Raw genomic sequence first — 26683 nt, forward strand, 5'->3', positions numbered from 1 at the left:
GACATGACGGACCACGCCTTCGACCTGGCCCCCGCACCGGACCAGGACCCAGCACCGGGCCAGACCCCAGCGACCGACCCGGCCGCCCAGGCCCCGACCGGCCAGGTCCCCAGCGGACCCTTCGACCCACCGGGCGTGCACTGGCAGGGCGTGTCGAGCCGGTTGATCACCGCGCGGTTGCTCTCGGTCGGCATCTTCCTGCTCGTGCCGTTCGTGCTGGGGGCGGTGTTCGCGCTCGTGTTCAGCCTGGTCTGGCTGTGGATCGTGCCGGCCGTCGCGCTCGTGATCGGGATCTGGTGCGTGGCCGTCGTGCCACGCCAGGTCCGGGCCATCGGCTACGCCGAGCGTGACGACGACCTGCTGATCCGCAAGGGCGTCATGTTCCGCTCGCTCGTCGTCGTGCCGTATGGCCGCATGCAGTACGTGGACGTCCAGGCCGGCCCGCTCGCGCGCAGGTTCCGCATCGCCCAGGTCCAGCTCCACACGGCGTCGCCCGCGACGGACGCGTCGATCGACGGCCTGGAGCCGGCGGAGGCCGAGCGCCTGCGCGACCGTCTCGCCTCTCGTGGAGAGGCACGGTTGGCCGGGCTATGAGCGAGAGCACCACGCAGCCCGACGCCCCACCGACCGACCTCACCTGGCACCGCGTCCACCCCGTGACCCCGGTGGTCCGGGGCTGGTCCGTCATCGCGGTCCTCCTCGTCATCGTCGGCAACCAGACCCTGGACGGCCTGCCCGCGGGTCAGAACATGCTGGCCGGCAACGGCTGGTGGCAGATCCTGGGCGGGATCGTCGTCGTCGGTCTCATCGGCCTCGGCTACTCCGCGCTCGCCTGGCGCATGACGACGTACGCGATCGACGACGAGTCCGTCCGTCTCCACACGGGAGTCCTGTTCCGTCAGCAGCGCAAGGCACGGCTCGACCGGCTCCAGGCCGTGGACATCGTCCAGCCGCTCGTCGCCCGCCTGTTCGGGCTGGCCGAGCTCAAGCTGGAGGTCGCGGGCGGTTCGGACTCGGGCATCAAGCTGGGCTTCCTCAAGCTCGACGACGCCAACCACCTGCGTGCCGAGCTCCTCGCGCGCGCCGCAGGGCTTCGTGTCGGGAGCGCGCCGGCGCGGACGGCCGTCCCGGGTGGAGGGTCCGCGAGCGGCCCGGGCGAGCCCCCTGCCGGCGAGATGCCGGCGGAGCCGGGCGCCGTCGTCGGGCACGTCGACCTGGGAGCCCCGGAGGCGCCCGAGCAGCCCGTCATGGAGGTCCCGCCGGGCCGCCTCGTCTGGTCGCTGGTCCGTACGGTCGCGATGATCGTCCTGGTCCTGGCGGTGCTCGGCCTGATCGGGGTCGCGATCGGTACGCGCGAGATCGGCACGCTGTTCACGGCGCTGCCGCTGGTCCTGGGCGTCGGCGGCTACCTGTTCGGCCGGTTCACGCGCGAGTTCAACTTCCGCAGCGCGATCTCGCCCGACGGCATCCGGTTGCGCCACGGCCTGCTCGAGACGCGCTCGCAGACCATCCCGCCGGGCCGTGTGCAGGCCATCCGGCTCACGCAGGGGCTCCTGTGGCGCAGCGCAGACTGGTGGCGCGTCGAGGTCAACGTCGCGGGCTACGGCCTGAGCGCAGACGGCACGACCAACAACAGCGTCCTGCTGCCCGTCGGCACGCGCGACGAGGCGCTGGGCGCCGTGTGGCTCGTCCTGCCGGACCTCGGCACGGCCGACCCACGCGCCCTGCTCGACGAGGCCCTGTCCGGGATCGACGCCGGCGAGCACTTCACCACGGCACCGCGCCGGACCCGCGTCCTCGACCCGATCGCGTGGCGCCGCAACGGGTTCACGGTCACGGGTCGGGCCCTGGTCCTGCGACGGGGGCGCCTCGTGCGCCGCGTCGAGATCGTGCCGCACGAGCGCACGCAGTCGCTCGGGCTCCAGCAGGGGCCGTGGCAGCGCCGCCTGGGCGTCGCGACGTTCGCCGTGCACTCGGTGCCCGGCCCGGTCACGCCGACCGTGCCGCACCTCGATCAGCACGTCGCGGGAGCGCTCATGGACGAGCAGGCGCGCCGCGCCCGCGAGGCCCGTGCGCACGCCGGGCCGGAGCTGTGGATGCGGCGGGACGAGGTCGCGGCGGTCGTCGAGACGATCGAGGACGACGACGCGAAGACGGCACCGTACGTCGAGACGGCGCCGCCCGCCGCGGGAGCACCGGACGACGAGATCGGTGACGCACGTGAGTGACGGGCGGCGGCGCCCGGGGCGCCTGGGCGTGGGCGTGGTCGGCGCGGGGCGCGTGGGCGCCGTCCTGGGCAGCGCGCTGCGCGCCACGGGCCACGCGGTCGTCGGCGCGAGCGGCATCTCCGAGGCGTCGCGCGAGCGCATCGAGCTCCTCCTGCCCGGCGTCCCCGTCCTGGAGGTCGAGGAGGTCGTCCGACGCTCGGAGCTGGTCCTCCTCGCCGTGCCCGACGACGCCCTCCCGGGCCTGGTCTCGGGCCTCGCCGAGGTCGGGGCGTGGCAGGGCGGGCAGATCGTCGTGCACACGTCGGGCCGCTACGGCGCGCGCGTGCTCGACCCGGCGCGCGCCCAGGGTGCCATCCCGCTCGCGATCCACCCCGCGATGACGTTCTCCGGGACCTCGCTCGACCTGTCGCGCCTCGAGGGCACGACGTTCGCGGTCACGGGACCGGCGCCCGTCCAGCCCATCGGGCAGGCCCTCGTCGTCGAGATCGGCGGCGAGCCCGTCGTGGTCGAGGAGGAGGCGCGCGGGCTCTACCACGCGGCCCTCGCGCACGGTGCGAACCACCTCGTGGTGCTCGTCGCGCAGGCCGCGCAGGCCCTCGAGGCGGCGGGCATCGAGCAGCCGGGGCGCGTGCTGGCCCCCCTGCTGTCCGCGGCGCTCGACGGCGCCACCCGGTCGGCCGACGCCGCCGAAGGGGCGGGGCCGGGCGCCATCGCGGCACTCACGGGCCCGGTGTCCCGCGGAGACGTCGGGACCGTCGCGGAGCACCTGGAGGTGCTGCGCGCCCTGGCCGTGACCTCGGCGCAGGAGACCGCACCGCGCGTCGCCGCGACCGACGTCCCCGCGTCCTACCGCGAGCTCAGCCGCGGAGCCACCAGTCGTGCCCTGGCGGCCGGGCGGATCGACGCCCGCCAGGCCCAGGAGCTGCTCGACGTCCTCGAGGAAGGCCAGTGATGTCCGTGCCCACACCCCCCGCGGCGGCTCGGCCGCGTGTCGTGCGCACGCGCGACGAGCTGCGCGAGGCCCTGGCTGCTCCGGCCGGCGCCGCCGCCGACGCGCCTCCCGGTGCGACGCCGTCGGGCCCGGGGATCGAGGCCCGCGAGCGGGCCGTCGTCATGACCATGGGCGCACTCCACGACGGCCACCTGCAGCTCGTGCGCGCGGCGCGCGGGCGCGTGGGGCCGACCGGGCAGGTCGTCGTGACCGTCTTCGTGAACCCGCTGCAGTTCGGCCCCGGCGAGGACCTCGACCGGTACCCCCGCGACCTCGACGCCGACGTGGCGCTCCTCGCGGGGCTCCCCGAGCCCGCGCCGGGCCGCCCTGCCGTGGACCTCGTGTTCGCGCCCCCCGTCGAGGAGATGTACCCCGGCGGCGACCCGATCGTGCGCGTCACGTCCGGTCGTATCGGCACCGTGCTCGAGGGCGCGTTCCGCCCCGGCCACTTCGACGGCGTCCTGACGGTCGTGCTCAAGCTCATGCACCTGACCAGGCCCGACGTCGCGTTCTTCGGCGAGAAGGACGCGCAGCAGCTCCTCGCGATCCGCCGCATGGTCGCCGACCTGGACGTCGACGTCGAGGTCGCCGGCGTCCCCATCGTGCGCGACGGCGACGGCCTCGCACTGTCCTCGCGCAACGCCTACCTCTCCGCGACCGAGCGGGCCGACGCCCTCGCGCTGAGCCAGGCCCTGCGTGCCGGAGCGGCCGCAGCGGCGGCCGGACAGGGCGCCGCAGCGGCCATCGAGGTGGCCTCGGGAATGCTCAACGAGCACCCCGGCGTTGTGGTCGATTACCTCGCACTGGTCGACCCGACTACCGTGGACGACCTGGAACCGGAGTACGTGGGACCCGCTCTGCTGCTCGTGGCGGCACGCGTGGGCACCACCCGACTGATCGACAACCTGGCCGTGGACGTGGCAGACCCCGCCCCGAGCACGGCCCGCCCAGGAGGCACGCAGTGACCCAGACGGGACCGCAGGCCGGCACGCGCCGCCCCGCTTCCTTGCAACGACCCATGATGATCGGCAAGATCCACCGCGCGACCGTGACGCAGGCGGACCTCCACTACGTCGGGTCCGTGACCGTCGACGTGGACCTCCTCGAGGCCGCCGACATCATCTCCGGCCAGCAGGTCGACATCGTCGACGTCACCAACGGCTCACGCCTGACGACGTACGCGATCCCCGGCGAGCGCGGCTCGGGCAAGATCTGCATCAACGGCGCCGCCGCGCACCTCGTGCACCCCGGCGACACCGTGATCCTCATCGCCTACGGCATGATCGCCGACCACGAGGCGCGCCACTTCCTGCCGAACGTCGTGTTCGTCGACGGGGACAACCGCATCGTCGAGGTCAGCGAGGAGCCCGGCCTCGTGCCCGAGGGGTACGACCTCGAGCCCAGCGGACTGCCCATCGCGCCGTTCCAGTCCGCCACGGCCGAATGACCCAGGCCGCGGAGGCGCACGTCTCCACCGAGGGGGCGCCTGCCGCGGCCCCCGGCACCGCTCCCGTCGAGGCAGCAACCAGGGCGCGTGCGCCCCGCCGCCTGGCCAGGCGGCTCGCCGCCCCGGCCCCCGGCTGGACGACGACGGTCGACGCGATCGTCGTCGGCTCCGGCATCGCCGGCCTCACGGCCGCGCTCGAGCTGCGCACCCAGGTGCCGCGCGTCCTGCTCGTGACCAAGGGCGAGCTGTCGTCCGGGTCCACGGTCTGGGCCCAGGGCGGCATCGCCGCAGCGCTCGACCCCTCGGACTCCCCGGCCGCACACCTCGAGGACACGCTCGCCGCGGGCGGCGGGCTGTGCGACCCGGCCGCGGTCGAGGTCCTCGTGACCGAGGGACCCGAGCGGGTGCGCGAGCTGGTCTCGCGCGGCGCGAACTTCGACCTGGCGCCCGGCGGCGACATCGCCCTGACGCGCGAGGGCGGGCACCACGCCGACCGCATCGCGCACGCGGGCGGCGACGCCACGGGCGCCGAGATCTCCCGGGCGCTCGTCGCCCAGCTCGAGGCCGTCCTCGCCGACCCCGGGATCGAGGTCATCGAGAACGCGCTCGTGCTCGACGTCCTCACCACGTCCCCGGACGAGCCCGGCGGTCCGCGCGCCTGCGGCGTGACGCTGCACGTGCGCGGCCAGGGATCGCGCGACGGCGTCGGCGCCGTCCTCGGCCGCGCGGTCGTCCTCGCGACGGGCGGGATCGGGCAGGTCTTCCGCTCCTCGACCAACCCGCCGCAGGCCACGGGCGACGGCATGGCCGCCGCGCTGCGCGCCGGGGCGACGCTCGGCGACGTCGAGTTCGTCCAGTTCCACCCGACCGTGCTGTGGCTCGGCCTGGGCGCCAAAGGACAGCTCCCGCTCATCTCCGAGGCCGTGCGGGGCGAGGGCGCGATCCTCCTCGACACCGACGGGCACCGGTTCATGCCCGCCGTGCACCCCATGGCCGAGCTCGCGCCGCGCGACGTCGTCGCGCACGCGATCGTGCGGCAGATGGCCGCGACCGGCTCGGACCACGTGCTGCTCGACGCCCGCCACCTCGGTGCGGACTTCCTGCGCCGGCGGTTCCCGACCATCACGGAGCGGCTGCTCGACCAGGGCATCGACCTCACCGAGGAGCCGATCCCGGTTGCGCCCGCCCAGCACTACCACTCGGGCGGTGTCGTGACCGACCTCCACGGTCGCTCGACGCTCGACGGCCTGTACGCCGTGGGCGAGGTCGCCTGCACCGGCGTGCACGGGGCGAACCGGCTCGCGTCGAACTCGCTCCTGGAGGGACTGGTCTTCGCGTACCGCGCAGCCCAGGAGATCACAGCCCGGGTGGCGGCCGGCGAGCTCCCGCTCGGGACGCCCGTCGAGCGCGACGGCGAGGCGGCCCTGGTGCCGGCGGCGGCACGCTCCCGGGTCCAGTCGGTCTCGTCGGCCGGACCGGGCGTGATCCGCAGCGGCGAGGGGTTGCGCGTCGCCGCCGACAAGCTCGCGGCGGTCCGCACCGACGCGCACCGGTCCACGGACGTCGTCGCCGCGCCGCAGACGGCCGAGTGGGAGACGACCAACGTCCACCAGGTCGCGACGGTGCTCACCGAGGCCGCGCTCCTGCGCGAGGAGAGCCGCGGCGGCCACTTCCGGACGGACTTCCCCGAGGTCGAGCCGGCGTGGGCGCGGCGGATCGAGATCACGTTGGGGGCCGACGGCGAGCTGCGGGTCGTCTGAGCGCTCGCCGAGGGTGACGTGCGTGCCGAGGACCACCAGGAGATGCGGGGTGGGTGTCACCGTCGGGCCTTCGCGCCGTCACCGTCGGCGCTCGTTGACCTCACCCTCGGCGACCAGCGTGGTCACGGTCGGAGGGCAGCACCGTCACCCTCGGCGGGCGGTAGCGTGAGCGCCGTGAACTCTCCCTCTCTCATCGAGCCCGGTCTCGACCCCCGGTGGGTCGCCGACATCGTCACGCGCGCCCTCGACGAGGACCTCGGCCCCACGCCCGGCCGGGACGTGACCACCCAGGCCACCGTGCCGCCGTCGGGCACGGGGACCGCCCACCTCGTGGCGAGGGCCGACGGGGTCGTGGCCGGCCTCGTCGTCGTCGAGGAGGTCACCCGGCAGGTGGCCGAGCGCTTCGGGCTGGCGCCCGTGACCGTCACGTTCACCGCCCAGGACGGCGATGCAGTGACCCGTGGGCGCGTCCTGGCGGCCCTCACGGGCCCCGTCCAGGTGCTCCTGACCGCCGAGCGCACCCTTCTCAACCTCGCGAGCCGTGCGAGCGGCGTCGCGACCGCGACGAGGGCCTGGGCCCGCGAGCTCGACGGCACCGGTGCGCAGGTGCTCGACACCCGCAAGACGACCCCCGGCCTGCGGGCCCTGGAGAAGTACGCGGTACGTGCCGGCGGCGGCACGAACAAGCGCATGGGGCTCTACGACGTGGCCATGGTCAAGGACAACCACGTCGTCGCCGCCGGTTCGGTGAGCGGCGCGATCGAGGCCGTCCGCGCGATGTTCCCCGACGTCCTGATCCAGGTCGAGGCCGACACGACCGACCAGGCCCTGGAGGCCCTCGACGCGGGTGCCGACTTCCTGCTGCTCGACAACATGCCCACGCCCGTCCTCGCCGAGACGGTGCGGCTCGTGCGTGAGCGGGAGGGTGCCCCGGGCGGCCCGGTGAAGATCGAGCTCGAGGCGACGGGCAACCTGACCCTCGACCGTGCGCGCGAGGTCGCCGGGACGGGCGTGGACTACCTGTCGGTGGGGGCGCTCACGCACTCGGCACCCATCCTCGACCTCGCGCTCGACCTGATCGGCTGAGTCGCGGGCCCCGGCCAGGCCGGGGCCGGCCGGAACCGGCCCCGCCGGGCCCCGGTAGAATCGTCGCGTGACTTCCCCCGATCCCGCTGCTGCCGCCGTGCCCGCCGCCGATGCCGCTCCCGTCGTGAACCCCGCCCCGGCGGAGGTCGAGGAGACGGACGACCTCCCCGAGCAGCTGCGGGTCCGGCGCGAGAAGCGCGAGCGTCTCCTGGCGCAGGGCGAGGAGGCGTACCCGGTCTCGGTGCCTCGCACGCACACGATCGCCCAGGTCCGCGCGGCGTACGACCACCTCGAGAGCGGCCAGGAGACGGACGACGTCGTGGGCGTGGCGGGCCGTGTCGTGTTCCTGCGCAACACGGGCAAGCTCTGCTTCGTGACGTTGCAGGACGGCGAGGGCAACCGCCTCCAGGTGATGCTGAGCCAGGCCGTGGTGGGCGAGGAGTCGCTCGCGGCGTTCAAGGCCGACGTCGACCTGGGGGACCACCTGTTCGCGCACGGCCGGGTCATCAGCTCGCGTCGCGGTGAGCTGAGCATCTTCGCGGACGAGTGGAGGATCGCGGCCAAGTCGCTGCGCCCGCTGCCCGTGCTGCACAAGGAGCTCTCGGAGGAGAGCCGTGTCCGTCAGCGCTACGTCGACCTGATCGCGCGTCCTGCGGCCCGTGACATGGTCCGCCTGCGCGCTGCGGTCGTCCGGTCGCTGCGTGAGAACTTCCACGAGCGCGGCTACCTCGAGGTCGAGACCCCGATGCTCCAGACCATTCACGGTGGTGCGGCGGCGCGTCCGTTCACGACGCACATGAATGCGTTCGACATGGAGCTGTACCTGCGGATCGCGCCGGAGCTGTTCCTCAAGCGTGCGGTCGTCGGTGGCGTGGAGCGGGTGTTCGAGATCAACCGCAACTTCCGCAACGAGGGCGCGGACTCGACGCACTCGCCGGAATTCGCGATGCTCGAGGCGTACGAGGCCTACGGTGATTACAACACCATGGCCGAGCTGACCCAGAACCTCGTCCAGCGTGCTGCCCAGGATGCGCTGGGAACGACGACCGTCGAGCTTCCGGACGGCGAGCAGTACGAGCTCGGCGGCGAATGGGCACAGCTCAAGATGTACGACTCCTTGTCGGAGGCGCTGGGGGAGGAGATCACCCCGGAAACATCTGTGGAACACCTGTCCAAGATTGCCGAACGCCTCGAAATCTCCTACGACACCAAGCGTGCCGGGCACGGCAAGCTCGTCGAGGAGATCTGGGAGCACCTGGTGGGCGACCACCTGTATGCCCCGACGTTCGTGCGCGACTTCCCGGTCGAGACCTCTCCTTTGACGCGTGATCACCGCGCGGTCAAGGGGCAGGTCGAGAAGTGGGACCTCTACGTGCGTGGGTTCGAGCTCGCGACGGCCTATTCCGAGCTCGTCGACCCGGTGATCCAGCGCCAGCGGTTCGAGGCCCAGGCGGTCCTCGCGGCGGCGGGCGACGACGAGGCGATGCGTCTCGACGAGGACTTCCTCACAGCGATGGAGTACGCGATGCCGCCGTCGGGTGGCATGGGGATGGGGCTCGACCGCCTGCTCATGGCGCTGACCGGCCACGGTATCCGCGAGACCATCCTCTTCCCGCTGGTCAAGCCCGCGCAGTGAACCGTGGGCGGGTCACCGCCCGAGGAGCACCGACGCGGACCCTGCGGACGGCGTGCGGGGTGCCGGCCGAACGGTCGGCAACCCGCACGCGTCCGGCGGTCGTAGACTGGCCCGCATGAGCGATTTCTGGCCGGCCGTCTATGCCTTGATCCCCTCGATCGGGGTCGGCATCCTCTTCTATTTCGCGATGCGCGCCATCATCCGTGCCGACCGTAACGAACGCCTCGCCATGGCCGAGCTCGACGCCCAGGCGGAGCAGGCCGAGATCGCTGCACGGACCGCGGGGGATTCTTCGCCGACTTCTGCGTAGCCGCGACACGCTCTTTGACTTTGACGTCATTCCCTCGTAATGGCACACTTCGAGATACCAGCAACAATTCTCGAAGACGCGAGGTAGCACAGTGGCACAGAAGGTCCAGGTAATTCTCGTCGACGACGTCGACGGTGGAGTGGCGGACGAGTCCGTGACGTTCGCTCTCGACGGCGTCTCCTACGAGATCGACCTCAGCTCGGCTCACGCCCAGGAATTGCGTGACGCTTTTGCGTCGTGGGTCGGTCACGCACGCAAGGTCACGCGCGGCGGTGCTCGTCCCGCAGCGCGCAAGGCGCGTTCTTCCGCAGCGGGTCCGTCGCGGGCGACGGAGATCCGTGAATGGGCGCGCGCGAACGGTCACACGGTCAGCGAGCGCGGTCGCATCTCGGCCGACGTCCAGCAGGCCTACGACGCAGCGCACTGATTCTTCGCCGTTTCTCGTCAGGGGCGTCCTGACCCGTTCTCCGCACCGCGGAGGTCGGGTCAGGACGCCCCTGGCGCGTGTCCGGGTGCTACTAGGCTCTGGTCATGACCTCCACCTCGACGTCGTCCGTGGCCTCCGGCGCGGACTCGCGGACCCTCTGGCTCGGCACGTACCCCGACGGCGCGGAGCCCGGGAGCGGTGAGGGGATCTGGCGGCTGTCGGTCGACGCCTCGACGGGTGAGCTGGGTGACCCGGTGCTCGCGGCCGTGACGCCGTCGCCGTCGTTCGTCGCGCTCGCCCCGGACGGCGCGCGCCTGTACGCGGTGTCCGAGACCGAGGAGGGCGCGGTCAGCGGCTTCGAGGTCACACCGGGCGGGGGGCTCGCGCCGCTGGGCACGGTCCCGAGCGGGGGCACGTACCCGTGCCACCTGGTCGCGACGGACGACGCCGTGCGGGTCGCCAACTACGGCGACGGCACGTTCGCGGTCCTCCCGCTCGACGCCTCGGGTGCCCCGACGGCCCCGCTGCTCCTGGGGCACCGGGGCACCGGGCCGGACACGGAGCGTCAGGAGGGGCCGCACGCCCACTTCGTGGCGGAGGTCGCGGGGGAGCCTGTCGTGGTGGACCTGGGCACGGACGAGCTGCGCGCGTACCCGCGGTCTCTCGCGGAGGTTCGCTCCCTCGCCGAGGGGCCCGACGGCGGCGGCCCGGCCCGCGTCGCGGCAACCTTCCCGGGTGGGGCCGGACCGCGGCACCTCGCGGTCCTCGACGGCGCGCACGGCACACCCGCGGCGCTCCTCGTCGCGACCGAGCTCGACGCGCGCGTGTACGTCCTGGTCCCGGCGGGGGACGGTAGGTTCGAGGTCGCCGCCTCCGTCGAGGCCACGGCGGCCCCGCTCCCGCAGGGGGGCCGCAACTACCCGTCGCACGTCGCTCTGAGCGCGGACGGCTCGCGCCTGTTCGTCGCGATCCGTGGTGCGGACGTCCTGTCGACGTTCGCGGTCACCCGCACGGTCACGGGGCCCGACGGCGCCGCTCCCGTCCTCGAGCACCTCGCCGACACCCCGCTCGGCGGGGCGTGGCCGCGGCACTTCGCGGTGCTGGCTCCTGCGGGCGACGGCACCCCCGAGGCCGACCTGGTGGTCGTGGCGAACCAGAACTCGTCGAACCTCACGGTCCTGCGGATCGACCGGGCGGACGGTGCGGGCACGCTCGTCGACGAGCTCGTGATCCCGGTCCCGGCCTGCGTCGTGGAGGCCTGAGCGCCGTGAAGGACTCGCCGCGCATCGCGATGCTCTCGGTGCACACCTCCCCGCTCGACCAGCCCGGCACGGGTGACGCGGGTGGCATGAACGTGTACATCACGGAGCTGTCGCGGGCGCTGGCGCGGCGCGGGGCGAAGGTCGAGATCTTCACGCGCGCGACGTCGTCGGCCCAGCCTCCCGTGGTCGAGGCCGAGGACGGCGTCCTGGTGCGCCACGTCGTGGCCGGTCCGTTCGAGGGCCTCGACAAGAACGACCTGCCCGGCCAGCTCTGCGCCTTCACGGCCGGGGTCCTGCGGGCCGAGGCGCGGCGGGACGCGGGCTGGTACGACGTGGTGCACACGCACTACTGGCTGTCGGGGCAGGCGGGCTGGCTCGCGGCCGACCGGTGGGACGTGCCGCTCGTGAACTCGATGCACACCATGGCCCGCGTGAAGAACGCTGCGCTCGCACCGGGGGACGCCCCGGAGCCGCTCGGCCGGATCATCGGCGAGGAGCAGGTCGTCGCGGAGGCCGACGCGCTCGTGGCGAGCACGCCCGAGGAGTTCAAGGATCTCGTCGAGGAGTACGGGGCGGACCCCGCGAAGGTGCACGTCGTGCCTCCGGGCGTCGACCTCGAGCTGTTCTCGCCGCCCGCGCCGGGGGAGAGCAAGGAGTCGCTGCGGGCTGCGCTCGGGCTGCCGACGACGGGCAGGCTCGTGCTGTTCGCGGGGCGGGTCCAGCCGCTCAAGGCTCCTGACGTCCTGGTCCGGGCGCTCGGCGTCCTCGCGGACCACGACGAGCCGCTGCCGACGCTCGTGGTCCTCGGGGGACCGAGCGGGCGCATGACGGCCGTGCGCGAGCTCGAGGCGCTGGCCTACCAGATGGGGGTCTCCGACCAGGTGATCGTGCGGCCCCCGGTGCCGCGCGACGAGCTCGTGCGCTACTACCGGGCCGCCGACGTCGTCGCCGTGCCGTCGCACAACGAGTCGTTCGGGCTGGTCGCGGCCGAGGCGCAGGCGTCCGGCACGCCCGTGGTCGCGGCGGCCGTGGGCGGCCTGCGGACGGTCGTCGAGGACGGGGTCTCCGGGATCCTGGTCCCCGACCACAACCCGTGGACCTGGTCGCGGACGCTGAGCGACCTTCTCGCCGACGACGCGCGCCGAGCGGAGCTCGCGGCGGGCGCCCGGCGCGTGAGCGAGCGCTACGGCTGGGACGCGACGGCCGAGGCGATGCTCGCCGTGTACGAGCAGGCGGCCGAGGCCCGGGCGCGCAGGCCGCGCTGAGCCCGGGCGGGCGTCGCAGACCGGCCCGGGTCGGTCGACGTCAGTCGCGCCGCTCGAGCACGAACACCGGGATCTCCCGGTCGGTGCGCTCCTGGTAGCTCGCGTAGTCGGGGTAGGCCGCGACGGCACGCTCCCACCACAGGGCCTTCTCCTCGCCCGTGACCTCGCGGGCCGTGTAGTCGTGGCGCTCGGGCCCGTCCTGGAGCTCGACGTGGGGGTTCGCGACGACGTTGTGGTACCAGACGGGGTGCTGCGGGGCCCCTCCGAGCGAGGCGACGACCGCGTAGTCGCCGTCGTGCTCGACGCGCATGAGCGGCGTCTTGCGGATCTTGCCGCTCTTCGCGCCCACGGTCCACAGGACCACGACGGGCATGCCGCGCAGCGTGGTGCCCTTGGTCCCGCCCGAGCTCTCGTAGAGGTCGGCCTGCTTGCGTGCCCAGTCGCTCGTGCTGGGTGAGTACTCTCCGGTGATCGGCATACCTGGTGCAACGCGTGGCGCGCGTCACCATTCCCGTGTCGCCCGTCGGTGAGGGATTCCCGTTCCGTAGATGTTCGGTGACCATTTCCCGGGACAGCGCGGTCGCGGGCTCCCTCGTGCGGCAGGATGGTCACCATGACCTACACCCTCGTGCTGCTCCGCCACGGCGAGAGCGAATGGAATGCCAAGAACCTGTTCACCGGCTGGGTGGACGTCGCACTCTCGGAGAAGGGCGTCGAGGAGGCGAAGCGCGGCGGGAGCCTGCTGACGGACGCGGGAGTGCTCCCGGACGTCGTGCACACGTCGCTGCTGCGTCGCGCGATCACCACGGCGAACCTCGCCCTGGACTCCGCGGACCGTCACTGGATCCCCGTGAAGCGCTCGTGGCGCCTCAACGAGCGCCACTACGGTGCGCTCCAGGGCAAGGACAAGAAGCAGACGCTCGCCGAGTTCGGCGAGGAGCAGTTCATGCTGTGGCGTCGTTCGTACGACGTGCCGCCGCCCGCGATCGAGCTGGGCTCGGAGTTCTCGCAGGACACGGACCCGCGCTACGCGGACGCCCCGGTCGTGCAGACCGAGTGCCTCAAGGACGTGCTCGAGCGCGCCCTGCCCTACTGGGAGGGTGAGGTCGTCCCCGACCTCAAGGCCGGCAAGACGGTCCTCGTCGCGGCGCACGGCAACTCGCTGCGCGCGATCATCAAGCACCTCGACGGCATCTCGGACGAGGACATCGCGGGCCTCAACGTGCCCACGGGCATCCCGCTCGTCTACGAGCTGGACGAGAACCTGGTCCCCGTGGTCAAGGGTGGCAAGTACCTCGACCCGGCTGCTGCGGCGGACGCGATCGCCGCGGTCGCGAACCAGGGTCGCTGATCGTCCCGTCGCTCTGACGCGAACGCCCGACGGCGCCGCTCCCCTCGCGAGGGGAGCGGCGCCGTCGGGCGTCGGTGGGGCGGGAGACGACCGGGGGTGCCCTAGGCGCGCATGGCCTGGCCGCGACCGTCCACGAAGTCGCCCGTGACGAGGAACGTCACGCGCTGGGCGATCGAGACACCGTGGTCACCGAACCGCTCGTAGTAGCGACCCACGAGGGTCACGTCGATCGTCTCCTGCGCCGTACCGGTCCAGTCCGGGCCCAGGAGGGCAGCGAACGTGTCCTGGTGGAGGTGGTCCAGCAGGTCGTCGTCGCGCTCGACGTTGGCCGCGACCGTCAGGTCCCGCGTCGTGAGCAGCGTCGTGGTGCGGCGCGCGACCCGGGTCGCGGCGTCGTGCATCTGGGAGAACGTCCCCTCCAGCAGGGGGTGGATCGCGTGCGCCGGGTAGCGGCCCCGCGCGACCTGGGCGACGTGCCGGGCGAGGTCGCCCATCCGCTCCAGGGTCGCGCTCATGCGCAGGGCGCTCACGACGACGCGCAGGTCCGTGGCGACGGGCTGCTGCTGCGCGAGCAGCAGCACGCACCGCTCGTCGAGCTCACGCTCCAGGGCGTCGATCGCATGGTCCGACGCGATGACGGACTGTGCGAGCTGGAGGTCTGCGGTGAGCAGCGCCGTCCCGGCTCGACTGATGGCCGACTCGACCAGCCGACTCATCTCGGCGAGGTCGTCGCCGACCTGCTTGAGCTCGGCCTCGAAGATTTCCCGCATCGCTTCCCTTTCCTGGTGACCAGCAGAGTCCACCATGACAGGTGCGGTGAACGGGGAGATGAACGGTCAGGTGAACGCTGGGACGACGCCACGTGAACTCTTGGACACGCGTCGCTCCCCCGGCCCGGACTGGTCGGGCGGCCCTGTGGGACGACCGTACGCTGGTGGTGTGGAAGGAATCCAGGAGGGAATCGGGCTGCTCGTCGCAGGGGTCATCGGGCTCCTCGTCGGCGTCTTCGCGACGCTCGCGTTCCGGTTCAGCGAGCGCACCCTGCGGCGTATGCCCGACGAGGAGGCGCCCGAGCTCGACGAGGGGCTGGTCCGTGTCCTCGCGGTGCTGCGCTCCGCTGCCGTCGTGCTCGACGCCGAGGGCGAGGTCGTGCGGGCCAGCCCGCCGGCGTACGCGCTGGGCGTGGTCCGCGGCGACGCGATCGTGCACGCCGCGATCCTGGACATGATTTCCGAGGTGCAACGGGACGGCGTGATCCGCGACGAGGAGCTCGAGCTCCCGCGCGGGCCGGTCGGGCGCGGCATGGTCATGCTTCAGGTCCGGGTCGCCCAGGTCGGCCCCCACCACATCCTGGTGCTCGCGGAGGACCGGACCGAGGCGCGTCGTATCGACGCGATCCGGCGCGACTTCGTCGTCAACGTGTCGCACGAGCTCAAGACGCCCGTGGGTGCGCTCGCGCTGCTCGCCGAGACCGTGCAGGACGCCGCGGACGACCCGGTCGCGGTCCGCCGCTTCACGGGCCGCATGCAGCAGGAGGCGACGCGCCTGTCCGCGCTGGTGCAGGAGATCATCGAGCTCTCCCGCCTCCAGGTGGCCGGCGCCCTCCAGGCGGTCACGACCGTGCCCGTGCGCGGGGTCGTCGAGGAGTCGGTCGACCGCGCCCGCACGAACGCCCAGGGCAAGGGCATCGTCCTGACGGTCGGCGGGGACCTCGACGCCGTGGTCTACGGCGACCACGCGCTGCTCGTGACCGCGGTGCGCAACCTGCTCGACAACGCGGTCGCCTACTCGGGCGAGAACACCCGCGTCGGGGTCGGGGTGAGCGTGGTCGGCGACCTCGTCGAGATCGCGGTCGTGGACCAGGGCATCGGGATCTCCGAGGGCGAGCAGCAGCGTGTGTTCGAGCGCTTCTACCGGGTGGACCCCGCGCGCTCGCGCGACACCGGTGGGACGGGCCTGGGGCTCAGCATCGTCAAGCACATCGCGGCGGACCACGGCGGCGAGGTGACCATGTGGTCCGAGCCGGGCCGTGGGTCGACCTTCACGCTGCGCATCCCGGCGGCGAACCCGACCGCCGAGGGCTTCGAGAGCAGCGCGGACCCCGACGGGGACGACGCGGCCGAGCCTTCCGGGCCCATGGACGCGATCGGCCCGGCGGCCTCCGGCGACTCGGCTGTCCCCGGTGACACCGCCGACACGGCGGCCCCCGGCGGTCCGGCCGCCCCCGACGACCCCACGAACCCCGGCCTCGCACCCTCCCGGGCGCAGGGCTCCCAGACAGCTCCCCATCCGGGCACGTCCCCCAGAACCAAGGAGGTGGGTGCGTGACGCGCATCCTGGTCGTCGAGGACGAGGAGTCGTACCGCGACCCTCTGACCTACCAGCTGGCCCGTGAGGGCTTCGACGTCGTCGAGGCGGCGACGGGGCCCGAGGCCCTGGCCGCGTACGACGCCGGGGGAGCGGACCTCGTGCTGCTCGACCTCATGCTCCCGGGCCTGAGCGGCACCGAGGTGTGCCGCGAGCTGCGGCAGCGCGGCAACGTGCCCGTCATCATGCTCACGGCCAAGGACTCGGAGATCGACAAGGTCGTGGGCCTCGAGCTCGGGGCCGACGACTACGTGACCAAGCCCTACTCGTTCCGCGAGCTCCTCGCGCGTGTCCGTGCGGTGCTGCGGCGCCAGGGCAGCGTCGAGTCGCCCGCGGAGCCCGAGGTCGACGGGGCGCTCGAGGTCGGACCCGTGCGGATGGACGTCGACCGGCACGTCGTGACCGTGCACGGCGAGCTCGTGTCGTTCCCGCTCAAGGAGTTCGAGCTGCTCGAGCTGCTGCTGCGCAACGCCGGACGCGTGCTGACACGCGGCCAGCTCATCGACCGGGTGTGGGGAGCCGACTACGTGGGCGACACCAAGACGCTCGACGTGCACGTCAAGCGCATCCGCTCCAAGATCGAGCCCGACCCCGCGACGCCGCGCTACCTGCTCACGGTGCGCGGCCTGGGCTACAAGGTGGCCGACGGCGCCTCGTAGGCCGGGCGCGCCGGCACGTGTGTCGGGGAGCGTCGCCGTGCCGGCTGACGCGGGCGACGCTCCTGTCAGGCGGGCGGCCGGGCGACGCCCCGTCAGGAGGGCGGCGGCCCCGCGGGCGGGCCGCCGGGCGGTGCGTCGCGGTCGCGCCGCCGGGGTCGTCCGATGAGCGCACCTCGCCGCTCGGCGGGAGTCTTGGGAGGTTTCGGCGGCTTGGGCGGTCTGCGCCCGTCGCTGCCGTAGAGCTCGTCCCACTGCTCGGAGATGGACTCGGTGACGCGGCGCGTGACGTGCTGGGTGAGGGCGAGGCGGGCCTGCGCCCGTTCGGCGCGCAGGATCGCGTTGTGCTCCTCGCGCAGGGCGATCACGGTGGACAGAGCCATCCCGATCATCACGACCGAGAACGGCAGGGCGATGAGGATCGCGGCCGTCTGGAGCGCGGTGAGACCGCCCGAGATCAGCAGGGCGATCGAGAGGAGGCCGGACAGGACGGCCCACAGGATACGGTTCCAGACCGCGGGGTGCGGGTCGCCCCCCGAGGTCAGCATCCCGACGACGAACGAGCCGGAGTCGGCGGACGTCACGAAGAAGACCCCGATGAGCACGATCGCGAGCACCGTCAGGACGGGTCCGCCCGGCAGGTCGCCCAGGAGCTGGAAGAGCACGGTGTCCGTGTCGACGGTCCCGTCGGCGCCTATGAGCCCGCCGTCGCCGAAGATCTGCCGGTACAGCGCGGAGCCGCCGAAGACCGAGAACCACAGGAACGTCACGAGCGTGGGGACCAGCAGCGTGCCCATGACGAACTCACGGATGGTGCGGCCCCGGGAGATGCGCGCGATGAAGACGCCGACGAACGGCGCCCAGGAGATCCACCAGCCCCAGTAGAAGATGGTCCACGACGACTGCCACTCGAGGCCGGCGTCGCCCTGGAAGGCCGTGGTGTCGAACGTGAGGCGGATGACGTTCTGCAGGTAGTACCCCATGGACTGCACGTAGTCGCGCAGGAGGAACAGCGTGGGGCCGACGACGAGCACCGTGAGGGCCAGGACGCCGGCGAGGACCATGTTCCCGTTGGAGAGCCACTTCATACCGCGCCCCAGGCCGGAGGCCACCGAGAGCGTCGCGACGGCCGTGATCCCGACGATGAGCCCGATCTGGAGCGCGAGGCCCGGTTCTGCCACGTTCAGGAAGCCGAGCCCGGCCCCGATCTGCAGGACGCCGAAGCCGAGCGAGGTCGCGACGCCGAACACGGTGCCGAGCACCGCGACGACGTCGACCACGTCGCCGAGGCGCCCCTTGACCCGGTCGCCGAGCAGAGGTTCGAGGGCCCACCGGATCGAGACGGGCCGCCCCTTGCGGTGGATCGCGTAGGCGAGCGCGAGGCCCGCGACGACGTAGATCGCCCAGGCGTGCACGCCCCAGTGGAGGTAGCTCTGCCCCATCGCGGCCTGCGCGAGCGCGGCGGGGTCGCCCGTGACACCGGGCTTGGGCGACGCGAAGTGGGTCAGCGGCTCGGCCGCTCCCCAGTACACGAGCCCGATCCCCATCCCGGTCGCGAACAGCATCGCGAACCACACGGGCAGCCGGAACAGCGGGCTCTCGTCGTCCTTGCCGAGCACGATGTCGCCGAAGCGGCTCAGCCCCATCCACAGCGCGAAGATGACGAACCCGGCCACGATCAGCACGTAGTACCAGCCGAACGCCCCGATGACGTCGGCCTGGAGCGTGCTCAGGACGGCTGTGGTCCCGTCGGTGAAGACCATCGCGAGGAGCACGAACAGCAGGATGAGCCCCGCGGCGGGGTAGAAGACGCGCGGGTACATGCGCCCGGGCGGGGCGGGCAGTGCCGCCGTGCCCGACGCCGTCGCGTCCTCGGGCGGGGGAAGGGTGCCGTCGGCGGCCGTGGCCTGGTCCGCGGCAGGTGCCGCGGCTCGCTCCTCCGGCTCGTCCTCGGCCGGGTGCGGATGGCTCGTGCCGTCGTCTGTCACAGGGGTCCTCCTGACGTCCGTCGTGGTGCGGTCGTCGATCGACCTCGGGTCGCCGGCCGTGGTGACGGCACGGCGACCTGTTCTCACCAGACTTCCCGACCCGTACAGGCGGGGCAACCGCTGGGGCCCGTGGTGAGCGTGTTCTCGCTCACCGGGCCGCCGTCGGGCACGCCGGCACTGCTCTGTCCACAGGCCGCAAGAGTCTGTGCACTGTTCATCCGTCGTTCACCCGGAGCACCGGAGCGCGTCACCCGGGCTGCTTAGCGTCGTTGTTGTCACCGGCGCTCGCTGGTGCCCCCGCGTTGACAGGATGGAAGAAGAGAGTGAAGCTCAGCCGATTCACCCGCGCAGGTTCCGCAGCAGCCGTCGGCGTGCTCGCGTTGACGTTGGCAGCGTGCGGCTCGAACAGCACCGACTCCGGTGGTGGCGCCGCCACCGACGGCGCAGAGAACGGCTCGACCGAGGACCTGACCGGCACGCTCGCCGGTGCGGGCGCCTCGTCCCAGGAGAAGGCCGTGGCCGGCTGGATCGCCGGCTTCGGTGACATCGCCCCGGGCGTGACCCTCAGCTACGACGCGGTGGGCTCGGGCGGTGGCCGCGAGCAGTTCCTGTCCGGCGCGACGCAGTTCGCCGGCTCCGACGCCGCCCTCAAGGACGACGAGCTCGCGACGGCGACCGACCGCTGCTTCGGCGGCGAGGCCATCGAGGTCCCGCTCTACATCAGCCCCATCGCCGTGATCTACAACCTGCCCGGTGTCGACGCCGAGCACCTCAACCTCTCGGCCGAGACCCTCGCGAAGATCTTCAACCGCGAGATCACGACCTGGAACGACCCGGCCATCGCCGCGGAGAACGAGGGCGTCACGCTCCCCAGCACCGCGATCATCCCCGTCAACCGCTCGGACGAGTCGGGCACGACGGAGAACTTCACCGAGTACCTCGCGGACGCCTCGAACGGCGCCTGGCCGCACGAGGCCAGCGGTGACTGGCCGCTGTCCGGCGGACAGTCCGGTCAGGGCACGCAGGGCGTCGTCGACACGGTCACGGGCGCCGAGGGCGCCATCGGGTACGCCGACGCCTCGCGCGCCGGTGACCTGGGCACGGCCGCGATCAAGGTCGGCGAGGAGTACGTGCCGTTCTCGCCCGAGGCCGCGGCCAAGGTCGTCGACGCCTCGCCGCGCGCCGCGGACGCGACCGACAAGCGCCTGGTCGTCGAGATCGACCGCACCACGACCGAGGCCGGCGCCTACCCGCTGGTCCTCATCTCCTACTCGATCGCCTGCGACACCTACGACAAGGCCGAGGACGCCGCCAACGTCAAGGCGTACCTGACCTACGTCGCCAGCGAGGAGGGCCAGGCGCGCGCCGCCGAGCCGTCCGTCGCCGGCTCCGCCCCGATCTCGGACGCGCTGCGCACCGAGGTCCAGGCAGCGCTCGACACGATCAGCGTCAAGAGCTGACCGAACAGCTGAACACGGTCTCTCACCCAGGGGCGGGTCACGTCGAGGCACTGCGCCCGACGCGGCCCGCCACGGGTGCGTGACCACCGGAACGTCCGTCCCACCACCGCCGCACCTCAGTCATCGGAGCATCAGTGGCCGTCACCTCTCCTCCCTCCACCCGAGCCGGGCTCGGGTCCGAACCCACGGTCCCCGTGACCAAGGGCGGCCTGGCGGGCCGTCTCTTCGCGGGCCTGTCGACGGGTGCCGGGATCCTCATCCTGCTCGTCCTCGCCGCGGTGGCCGTGTTCCTCGTCATCGAGGCGTGGCCGGCCCTGACGGCAAGCCCCGAGGAGCTCCAGGAGATCTCCTGGTTCAAGGCGGACTCGCTGCTCGCGTACATCGGGCCCCTGGTGTTCGGCACGCTCCTGGCCTCGATCCTGGCGCTCTTGATCGCCGTGCCGGTCTCGGTGGGCATCGCGCTGTTCATCTCGCACTACGCGCCCCGGCGCCTGGCGCAGGGGCTCGGCTACCTGATCGACCTCCTCGCGGCCATCCCGAGCGTCGTGTACGGCCTGTGGGGCGCGCTGTGGCTGCTCCCGATCCTCAACCCGTTCTTCACGTGGCTGAGCGGCACGCTCGGGTTCATCCCCCTGTTCGAGGGCTACCAGGCCCCTGCGAAGAACATCATGTCGGCCTCGATCGTCCTGGCCGTGATGATCCTGCCGATCATCACGGCGGTCTCGCGCGAGGTGTTCCTCCAGACCCCGGTCCTGCACGAGGAGGCCTCGCTCGCGCTGGGTGCGACGCGCTGGGAGATGGTCCGCATGGCCGTCCTCCCGTTCGGCCGCTCGGGCGTGATCAGCGCGTCGATGCTGGGTCTCGGGCGCGCGCTCGGCGAGACCATGGCGGTGCTCATGGTCATCTCGCCCGGGTTCCTCTACTCGCTGTTCCTGCTCAAGCCAGGACAGCAGCAGACGATCGCCGCGAACATCGCCTCGAAGTTCCCTGAGGCCAGCGGCCTCGCGGTGAGCACCCTCATCGCGACGGGCCTCGCGCTGTTCGTCATCACGTTCGTCGTCAACATGATCGCGCGCTGGATCATCGCGCGCCGCAAGGACTTCTCGGGAGCGAACTGATGACGGCCACCGACCTCACCCCCACCACGCCCGCCGCCCCCGACGGCTCGGGCTCCCTCCAGCTCGTCCCGGCGCAGAAGCGCCTGCCCCGCTGGGCCCCCTGGGCCTTCGCCGTGGGCGGCGTCCTCGTCGCGTTCGCGGTCCTCGCGCTCGCGGGGAGGCCGACGATCGCGGGGGTGCTGGGCCTCGGCGCGGTGCTCTACGCCGTCGGGCTGACCGTGACCTCGCGGTTCGTCGAGGGCGCCCGCTGGGCCACCGACCGCCTGGCGACCACGCTGGTGTCGTTCGCGTTCCTGCTGGCGCTGATCCCGCTCGTCTCGCTCCTGTGGATCGTGGTGACGCGCGGCGCCAAGCTGTTCGGGGCGACGTTCCTGTCGACCGACATGGTCGGCGTCTACGGCGACATGACGAGCGGCGGGATCTGGCACGCGATCGTCGGCACGCTCCTCATCACGGGTGCCGCGACGCTCATCTCGGTGCCGATCGGCCTGCTCACCGCGATCTACCTCGTCGAGTACGGACGCGGCGCCCTCGCCCGTTGGATCACGTTCCTCGTGGACGTCATGACGGGCATCCCGTCGATCGTCGCGGGCCTGTTCGCGTTCTCGCTGTTCACGCTGATCTTCGGCCCCGCGTACCGGGCCGGGATCATGGGCGCGGTCGCGCTGTCGCTGCTCATGACCCCGGTCGTGATCCGCTCGGTCGAGGAGATGCTGCGCCTGGTCCCCAACGAGCTGCGCGAGGCGTCGCTCGCGCTGGGAGTGCCGAAGTGGCTGACGATCGTCAAGGTCGTCCTGCGCACGTCGATCGCCGGCATCGTCACGGGCGTCATGCTCTCGATCGCCCGCGTGATCGGGGAGACCGCGCCCCTGCTGCTCACGGTCGGCCTCATCACCCAGGTCAACTGGGACCTGTTCGACGGTCGCATGGCGACCCTCCCAGTCTTCGCCTACCGCCAGTACGAGCAGGGCGGCGTCGGGATCGACCGGGCCTGGGCCGCGGCCCTGACCCTGATCCTCATCGTCATGCTGCTCAACCTGATCGCCCGGCTCGTCAGCCGCCTCTTCTCGCCCAAGACCGCTCGCTGAGCCGAGCCCACCAGCCTGTCCGGGCGTCGCACCCCGCGCGACCGGACACCGGAAGGAAGCACATCATGTCGAAGCGAATCGACGTCTCCGACCTCAACGTCTACTACGGCGACTTCCTCGCCGTGGAGGGCGTGACCATGGCGATCGAGCCGCGCTCGGTCACGGCGCTGATCGGCCCGTCGGGCTGCGGCAAGTCGACGTTCCTGCGCACGCTCAACCGCATGCACGAGGTCATCCCGGGCGCGCACGTCCAGGGCAAGGCCGTCATGGACGGCCAGGACCTGTACGCGCCCGACGTCGACCCGGTCGCGGTCCGCCGCCAGGTGGGCATGGTCTTCCAGCGGCCCAACCCGTTCCCGACCATGTCGATCAGGGAGAACGTCCTCGCGGGCGTGCGCCTCAACAACAAGCGCATCTCCAAGTCCGACGCCGAGGAGCTCGTCGAGACCTCGCTGCAGGGCGCGAACCTGTGGAACGAGGTCAAGGACCGCCTCGACCGCCCCGGGTCGGGCCTGTCCGGCGGGCAGCAGCAGCGTCTGTGCATCGCGCGCGCGATCGCGGTGCGCCCGCAGGTGCTCCTCATGGACGAGCCGTGCTCGGCGCTCGACCCGATCTCGACGCTCGCGATCGAGGACCTCATGGCCGAGCTCAAGGACGAGTACACGATCGTGATCGTGACGCACAACATGCAGCAGGCGGCCCGCGTGAGCGACCGCACGGCGTTCTTCAACATCGCAGGCACGGGCAAGCCGGGTCGGCTGATCGAGATGGGCGACACCGCGACGATGTTCTCGTCGCCGTCCGAGCAGGCCACGGAGGACTACATCTCGGGCCGCTTCGGGTGACCTGTCCGGCACCCGCCTGACGCACGACGCACGACGGCGAGGCCCCCTCCAGGAGGGGGCCTCGCCGTCGTGCGTCGCGGGGGAGCGCTAGACGGCCGAGCCCTCGAGCGTGCCCGTCACGGTGTCCTCGACAGGGCCCACGAAGCACTGGACCGTGCGGTCGTCCGCCATGTCCCAGCTCTGCTGCGACGGGAACATGGCCCAGACTCGAGCGTCGACTCCTCGTAGCTGAGGCCGACGAACTCCTCGAAGACGGAGCGGTCTCGTTGACGCAGTCGCCGACCTGGAGCGAGAAGACGTCGGCGTCGGACGCCGCGGTGACCTCACCGCCCGGCTCGTCGCGCTGGGCCTCGGACGGGCCGGTGAGCGAGTCGATGATCGCACCGCAGCCGGACAGGAGGAGAGCCGAGGTCAGGATGCCTGCTGCGACCGCGACGGTGCGGACGGAGCGAGGACGGGCTGTTGCCATGGAAGGTCGCTTCTACGAAGGGGAGGCCACGTCGGCCGATCCCGATGACCGGGATGCCACTGGCGGTAGCCGACAGTCGTCGTCGTGCATGGTGAACGGTCCGTGGAAGCACGACGGCGGGGCCCCCGAGGAGGGAGCCCCGCCGCCGAAGCGTCAGCCGCCGATCAGGGCAGGTAGTCCTTGTACTCCTCGAGCGCACCGTTGACGACCGGGACCTGCGCGGTCTCGGACTCGCCCGTGCTCGCGGTGACCGTCACGGAGATCGTGGCGCCGGGGGCGGCGTCGACGTTCCCGAACTGGGCCTCGAAGCCGTCGTCGACCCCGAAGTAGACGGTCTCGCCGGCCTCGAGCGGGACGTCGATCGGGTCGGTGCCCTCCGGGGCGATGGTGATCTCGACGGGCTCGTCCGAGTCGTTCGCGGCACCGCCCAGCAGGGTCCCCGGCTCGCCCTCGGCGGCCGAGACGATGAGCAGGTTGAGCGCGCGGACCTCGTCGGTGAGGTTGACGCGGATGCCGTCCGACGGGGAGTAGGCGATGTCCGTCGTGATGGGTGAGCAGGCCGACACGGCGACGGCGCTCGCCACGATCACGGGGATCGCGAGCATGAGCGACCGGCGCGGCGTGGTCGGGCGGGACGGGGTGCGGGTCACGTGCGCTCCAATGTGCTGCGGTCAGTCTCGGTGTGCTCAGGGGATGTGCGCGACGAGCTTCTCCGCCGCCGGCGCCCCCTGGGCGCAGATGACCACAGCCTAGTCGCTCCCAGGGGTGTCCGGCCCGGCGTCCCCCGGAGCGGCGTTCGACCGGGCGCCGGGCCTCCTGGCGCGGGTCGCAGGCCGCCCCGGGGGGCAGGGGCGGTAGGTATTCGTGCCGACTTGTCGTCCTGACCGCGGCGTGACCAGGAAAAACGCTGGGACGGTGCGCCTGTCGGCCTGGGCAGGGGCTCGGAACGGAGGTACCCCCCGTGGTAAGATCGACCTCCGCGAAAGGGGACATCTGCAGATGACGTTCACAGTAGGCGAGACCGTTGTCTACCCACATCACGGTGCCGCAAAGATCGAAGAGATCAAGACCCGCACCATCCGCGGGGAGGACAAGATCTACCTGAAGCTCAAGGTGGCTCAGGGCGACCTGACGATCGAGGTCCCGGCGGACAACGTCGACCTGGTGGGCGTCCGCGACGTCGTCGGCCAGGAAGGCCTCGACAAGGTCTTCGAAGTTCTTCGCGCACCATACACCGAAGAGCCGACCAACTGGTCGCGCCGCTACAAGGCCAACCTCGAGAAGCTGGCCTCGGGCGACGTGATCAAGGTGGCAGAGGTCGTCCGCGACCTCTCGCGGCGTGACGCGGACCGCGGCCTCTCGGCCGGGGAGAAGCGCATGCTCGCGAAGGCTCGACAGATCCTGGTCTCGGAGCTGGCCCTGGCCGAGCACACCGAGGAGGACAAGGCCGAGGCCATCCTCGACGAGGTCCTGGCTTCCTGAGCAGAACCCTCACCCACGCTCCACCGACGACGCACGGACCGCCCGCGGTCCGTGCGTCGTCGTCGTTCACGGAGCTCCGCGCGAGGGTGCGCGGAGCCGGCTGCTCGCGACCGATCGTCTCGTCAGCGGGCCGAGGACGGTCCGCAGGCCGAGATCGTCTACCGTGATCGGTGTGACGACCCTCGCCATCCTGACCGCCGCCGGCTCCGGTACCCGCCTCGGATTCGACCTTCCCAAGGCTCTCGTCCCCCTGCGCGGCCTTCCGCTCGTCCTGCACGCGGCCCGCCGCCTGACCGCCTCGGGAGTGGTCGACGCCCTCGTCGTCACGGCACCGAACGGACTCGTCTCGGTCATGTCGGACGTCCTGGAGCACGACCCGCACGTGAGCGTGCCCGTGGTCGTCGTGGCGGGCGGGGCCACGCGCCAGTCGTCGGTCGCGGCAGGCCTGACGCGGGCCCGCGCGGACATCGACACGGTCGTCGTGCACGACGCCGCACGACCGCTGGCCCCGGCCGCGATGATCCGCCGCGTCGTCGAGACCGTCAAGGCGGGGCACCAGGCCGTCATCCCCGGGCTCCCCGTGATGGACACCGTCAAGATCCTGGCCCCGCGCGGCCCGGCCGAGGACGGTCGCCCCGCGCTGCCCGCAGGTGTGGACCGGGTCGCCGCCACCCCGGCGCGCACGCTGCTGCGCGCCGTCCAGACGCCCCAGGCGTTCGACCGGGCGCTCCTGGTGCGCGCGCACTCCGCGGGCGCCGCGCGCGCCCGGACGGAGGCCACGGCGGCGACGGACGACGCGTCGCTCGTCGAGGCCCTGGGAGAGGACGTGTTCGTGGTCGAGGGTGACGAGCTCGCGATGAAGGTCACGACCGCCCGCGACTTCTACTACATCGAGAAGCTGCTGACGGAGGACGGGCGATGAACCTGCCGCGCACCGGCATCGGGACCGACGTCCACGCGTACGCCCCTGTGGGCGAGGAACGCGAGCTCTGGCTCGCAGGGCTCCACTGGCCCGGCGAACGCGGCCTGGCGGGCCACTCGGACGCCGACGTGGCGGCTCACGCGGCGGCCGACGCCCTCTTCTCGGCGGCGGGGATCGGTGACCTCGGCTCGAACTTCGGCACGAGCGCCCCGGAGTGGTCGGGGGCGAGCGGGGCCTCGCTGCTCGCCGAGGCCGCCCGTCGGGTGCGCGCGGCCGGGTTCGAGATCGGGAACGTCGCGGTCCAGGTCGTCGGCAACAGGCCTCGGCTCGGGCCGCGCCGGGCCGAGGGCGAGGCAGCGTTGAGCGCTGCGGCCGGGGCGCCCGTGACCCTCACCGCGACCACGACCGACGGCCTGGGGCTGACCGGCCGCGGCGAGGGCGTCGCGGCGCTCGCGACCGCACTCGTCGTGCTCGCCGACTGACCGGCGCAGGTCCGTCCGACCCACCGGCGCCCGGCCACCGGCG

26 protein-coding genes are annotated in these 26683 nt (G+C 72.3%); 22 read left to right on the forward strand and 4 right to left on the reverse strand.

All coding sequences use genetic code 11. From position 1 onward, the window contains the following. Positions 1–3 precede the first annotated feature (3 nt). The 12 genes from WFH32_RS12680 to mshA all read left to right on the forward strand — a co-directional run bounded on the left by WFH32_RS12680 (position 4) and on the right by mshA (position 12412). Positions 4–594: a PH domain-containing protein gene (locus tag WFH32_RS12680; RefSeq protein WP_191796625.1), complete on the forward strand. Its 591-nt coding sequence runs from the start codon at positions 4–6 to the stop codon at positions 592–594. Beyond that, positions 591–2228, forward strand: a complete 1638-nt coding sequence (locus tag WFH32_RS12685; protein WP_336707724.1) for a PH domain-containing protein — start codon at positions 591–593, stop codon at positions 2226–2228. Before WFH32_RS12680 ends, WFH32_RS12685 begins: the two co-directional genes overlap by 4 nt. Continuing rightward, the gene (locus WFH32_RS12690; RefSeq protein WP_336707726.1) at positions 2212–3180 is read left to right on the forward strand and encodes a Rossmann-like and DUF2520 domain-containing protein; all 969 of its coding nucleotides are present in this window, start codon (positions 2212–2214) and stop codon (positions 3178–3180) included. Before WFH32_RS12685 ends, WFH32_RS12690 begins: the two co-directional genes overlap by 17 nt. A 5-nt stretch (positions 3181–3185) precedes the next feature. After that, positions 3186–4184, forward strand: a complete 999-nt coding sequence (gene panC / locus WFH32_RS12695) for a pantoate--beta-alanine ligase (RefSeq protein ID WP_336707728.1) — start codon at positions 3186–3188, stop codon at positions 4182–4184. A gap of 53 nt (positions 4185–4237) precedes the next feature. Next, positions 4238–4666, forward strand: coding sequence for an aspartate 1-decarboxylase (gene panD, locus WFH32_RS12700; protein ID WP_030144060.1), 429 nt, complete (start codon positions 4238–4240; stop codon positions 4664–4666). Continuing rightward, positions 4663–6426, forward strand: a complete 1764-nt coding sequence (locus WFH32_RS12705; protein WP_191796621.1) for an L-aspartate oxidase — start codon at positions 4663–4665, stop codon at positions 6424–6426. Before panD ends, WFH32_RS12705 begins: the two co-directional genes overlap by 4 nt. A 165-nt stretch (positions 6427–6591) precedes the next feature. Further along, positions 6592–7512, forward strand: coding sequence for a carboxylating nicotinate-nucleotide diphosphorylase (gene nadC / locus WFH32_RS12710; protein ID WP_404822026.1), 921 nt, complete (start codon positions 6592–6594; stop codon positions 7510–7512). 124 nt (positions 7513–7636) lie between these two features. Further along, positions 7637–9148 (forward strand): lysine--tRNA ligase, encoded by a 1512-nt coding sequence (lysS, locus tag WFH32_RS12715; RefSeq protein ID WP_191796652.1) that lies wholly within the window; start codon positions 7637–7639, stop codon positions 9146–9148. Between the two features lie 115 nt (positions 9149–9263). Continuing rightward, positions 9264–9458 (forward strand): hypothetical protein, encoded by a 195-nt coding sequence (locus tag WFH32_RS12720; RefSeq protein ID WP_191796620.1) that lies wholly within the window; start codon positions 9264–9266, stop codon positions 9456–9458. A gap of 91 nt (positions 9459–9549) precedes the next feature. Continuing rightward, positions 9550–9885: a histone-like nucleoid-structuring protein Lsr2 gene (locus WFH32_RS12725; RefSeq protein WP_030144065.1), complete on the forward strand. Its 336-nt coding sequence runs from the start codon at positions 9550–9552 to the stop codon at positions 9883–9885. A gap of 104 nt (positions 9886–9989) precedes the next feature. Next, positions 9990–11147, forward strand: coding sequence for a lactonase family protein (locus WFH32_RS12730; protein ID WP_191796619.1), 1158 nt, complete (start codon positions 9990–9992; stop codon positions 11145–11147). Between the two features lie 29 nt (positions 11148–11176). Continuing rightward, complete coding sequence (gene mshA / locus WFH32_RS12735) at positions 11177–12412, forward strand: D-inositol-3-phosphate glycosyltransferase (protein ID WP_191796651.1); 1236 nt, start codon at positions 11177–11179, stop codon at positions 12410–12412. 40 nt (positions 12413–12452) lie between these two features. Here mshA and WFH32_RS12740 read toward each other — a convergent pair whose 3' ends face one another. Next, entirely contained in the window at positions 12453–12890 is a 438-nt protein-coding gene (locus tag WFH32_RS12740) for a nitroreductase family deazaflavin-dependent oxidoreductase (RefSeq protein ID WP_191796618.1), read from the reverse strand. Between the two features lie 135 nt (positions 12891–13025). Here WFH32_RS12740 and WFH32_RS12745 point away from each other — a divergent pair, with 135 nt between their 5' ends. After that, positions 13026–13763 carry a phosphoglyceromutase gene (locus WFH32_RS12745; protein ID WP_030144068.1) on the forward strand — a complete coding sequence of 246 codons (738 nt, stop codon included), beginning with the start codon at positions 13026–13028 and terminating at the stop codon, positions 13761–13763. 101 nt (positions 13764–13864) lie between these two features. On the opposite strand, the gene phoU is transcribed toward WFH32_RS12745, so the two are convergent. Beyond that, the gene (gene phoU, locus WFH32_RS12750; RefSeq protein WP_138822837.1) at positions 13865–14533 is read right to left on the reverse strand and encodes a phosphate signaling complex protein PhoU; all 669 of its coding nucleotides are present in this window, start codon (positions 14531–14533) and stop codon (positions 13865–13867) included. 169 nt (positions 14534–14702) lie between these two features. On the opposite strand from phoU, the gene WFH32_RS12755 reads away from it, so the two are divergent. Next, positions 14703–16091, forward strand: coding sequence for a sensor histidine kinase (locus WFH32_RS12755; protein WP_336707732.1), 1389 nt, complete (start codon positions 14703–14705; stop codon positions 16089–16091). Further along, positions 16088–16789 carry a response regulator transcription factor gene (locus tag WFH32_RS12760; RefSeq protein WP_191796617.1) on the forward strand — a complete coding sequence of 234 codons (702 nt, stop codon included), beginning with the start codon at positions 16088–16090 and terminating at the stop codon, positions 16787–16789. The genes WFH32_RS12755 and WFH32_RS12760 overlap by 4 nt, the downstream gene beginning before the upstream one ends. Before the next feature lie 92 nt (positions 16790–16881). On the opposite strand, the gene WFH32_RS12765 is transcribed toward WFH32_RS12760, so the two are convergent. Further along, positions 16882–18774: a BCCT family transporter gene (locus WFH32_RS12765; RefSeq protein ID WP_336707734.1), complete on the reverse strand. Its 1893-nt coding sequence runs from the start codon at positions 18772–18774 to the stop codon at positions 16882–16884. 323 nt (positions 18775–19097) lie between these two features. Between WFH32_RS12765 and pstS the strand changes: the two genes are divergently transcribed. The 4 genes from pstS (at position 19098) to pstB (ending at position 23285) form a co-directional block, all read left to right on the forward strand. Further along, the gene (gene pstS, locus WFH32_RS12770) at positions 19098–20234 is read left to right on the forward strand and encodes a phosphate ABC transporter substrate-binding protein PstS (protein WP_191796616.1); all 1137 of its coding nucleotides are present in this window, start codon (positions 19098–19100) and stop codon (positions 20232–20234) included. A gap of 134 nt (positions 20235–20368) precedes the next feature. Next, the gene (gene pstC / locus WFH32_RS12775) at positions 20369–21352 is read left to right on the forward strand and encodes a phosphate ABC transporter permease subunit PstC (RefSeq protein WP_377678071.1); all 984 of its coding nucleotides are present in this window, start codon (positions 20369–20371) and stop codon (positions 21350–21352) included. After that, complete coding sequence (gene pstA, locus WFH32_RS12780) at positions 21352–22440, forward strand: phosphate ABC transporter permease PstA (RefSeq protein ID WP_191796615.1); 1089 nt, start codon at positions 21352–21354, stop codon at positions 22438–22440. The genes pstC and pstA overlap by 1 nt, the downstream gene beginning before the upstream one ends. A gap of 65 nt (positions 22441–22505) precedes the next feature. Next, positions 22506–23285 (forward strand): phosphate ABC transporter ATP-binding protein PstB, encoded by a 780-nt coding sequence (gene pstB / locus WFH32_RS12785; RefSeq protein ID WP_191796614.1) that lies wholly within the window; start codon positions 22506–22508, stop codon positions 23283–23285. 633 nt (positions 23286–23918) lie between these two features. On the opposite strand, the gene WFH32_RS12790 is transcribed toward pstB, so the two are convergent. Beyond that, complete coding sequence (locus tag WFH32_RS12790; RefSeq protein WP_191796612.1) at positions 23919–24404, reverse strand: hypothetical protein; 486 nt, start codon at positions 24402–24404, stop codon at positions 23919–23921. 349 nt (positions 24405–24753) lie between these two features. Here WFH32_RS12790 and WFH32_RS12795 point away from each other — a divergent pair, with 349 nt between their 5' ends. From WFH32_RS12795 to ispF, 3 genes are all read left to right on the forward strand, one after another. Beyond that, positions 24754–25236 (forward strand): CarD family transcriptional regulator, encoded by a 483-nt coding sequence (locus WFH32_RS12795; protein WP_030144079.1) that lies wholly within the window; start codon positions 24754–24756, stop codon positions 25234–25236. A 172-nt stretch (positions 25237–25408) separates the two neighbouring features. After that, positions 25409–26158, forward strand: coding sequence for a 2-C-methyl-D-erythritol 4-phosphate cytidylyltransferase (gene ispD / locus WFH32_RS12800; protein ID WP_191796611.1), 750 nt, complete (start codon positions 25409–25411; stop codon positions 26156–26158). Next, positions 26155–26640, forward strand: a complete 486-nt coding sequence (ispF, locus tag WFH32_RS12805) for a 2-C-methyl-D-erythritol 2,4-cyclodiphosphate synthase (protein ID WP_138822853.1) — start codon at positions 26155–26157, stop codon at positions 26638–26640. Before ispD ends, ispF begins: the two co-directional genes overlap by 4 nt. Positions 26641–26683 lie beyond the last annotated feature (43 nt).

Source organism: Oerskovia sp. USHLN155, assembly GCF_037145535.1.
In the GTDB taxonomy this organism is placed as follows: Bacteria; Actinomycetota; Actinomycetes; order Actinomycetales; family Cellulomonadaceae; genus Oerskovia; species Oerskovia rustica.

Coding starts and splice junctions, on each gene's coding strand:
- WFH32_RS12680 (WP_191796625.1), top strand. CDS start 4: ATGACGGACCACGCCTTCGACCTGGCCCCCGCACCGGACCAGGACCCA.
- WFH32_RS12685 (WP_336707724.1), top strand. CDS start 591: ATGAGCGAGAGCACCACGCAGCCCGACGCCCCACCGACCGACCTCACC.
- panD (WP_030144060.1), top strand. CDS start 4,238: ATGATGATCGGCAAGATCCACCGCGCGACCGTGACGCAGGCGGACCTC.
- WFH32_RS12705 (WP_191796621.1), top strand. CDS start 4,663: ATGACCCAGGCCGCGGAGGCGCACGTCTCCACCGAGGGGGCGCCTGCC.
- WFH32_RS12720 (WP_191796620.1), top strand. CDS start 9,264: ATGAGCGATTTCTGGCCGGCCGTCTATGCCTTGATCCCCTCGATCGGG.
- WFH32_RS12730 (WP_191796619.1), top strand. CDS start 9,990: ATGACCTCCACCTCGACGTCGTCCGTGGCCTCCGGCGCGGACTCGCGG.
- mshA (WP_191796651.1), top strand. CDS start 11,177: ATGCTCTCGGTGCACACCTCCCCGCTCGACCAGCCCGGCACGGGTGAC.
- WFH32_RS12740 (WP_191796618.1), bottom strand. CDS start 12,890: ATGCCGATCACCGGAGAGTACTCACCCAGCACGAGCGACTGGGCACGC.
- WFH32_RS12745 (WP_030144068.1), top strand. CDS start 13,026: ATGACCTACACCCTCGTGCTGCTCCGCCACGGCGAGAGCGAATGGAAT.
- phoU (WP_138822837.1), bottom strand. CDS start 14,533: ATGCGGGAAATCTTCGAGGCCGAGCTCAAGCAGGTCGGCGACGACCTC.
- pstA (WP_191796615.1), top strand. CDS start 21,352: ATGACGGCCACCGACCTCACCCCCACCACGCCCGCCGCCCCCGACGGC.
- pstB (WP_191796614.1), top strand. CDS start 22,506: ATGTCGAAGCGAATCGACGTCTCCGACCTCAACGTCTACTACGGCGAC.
- WFH32_RS12795 (WP_030144079.1), top strand. CDS start 24,754: ATGACGTTCACAGTAGGCGAGACCGTTGTCTACCCACATCACGGTGCC.
- ispF (WP_138822853.1), top strand. CDS start 26,155: ATGAACCTGCCGCGCACCGGCATCGGGACCGACGTCCACGCGTACGCC.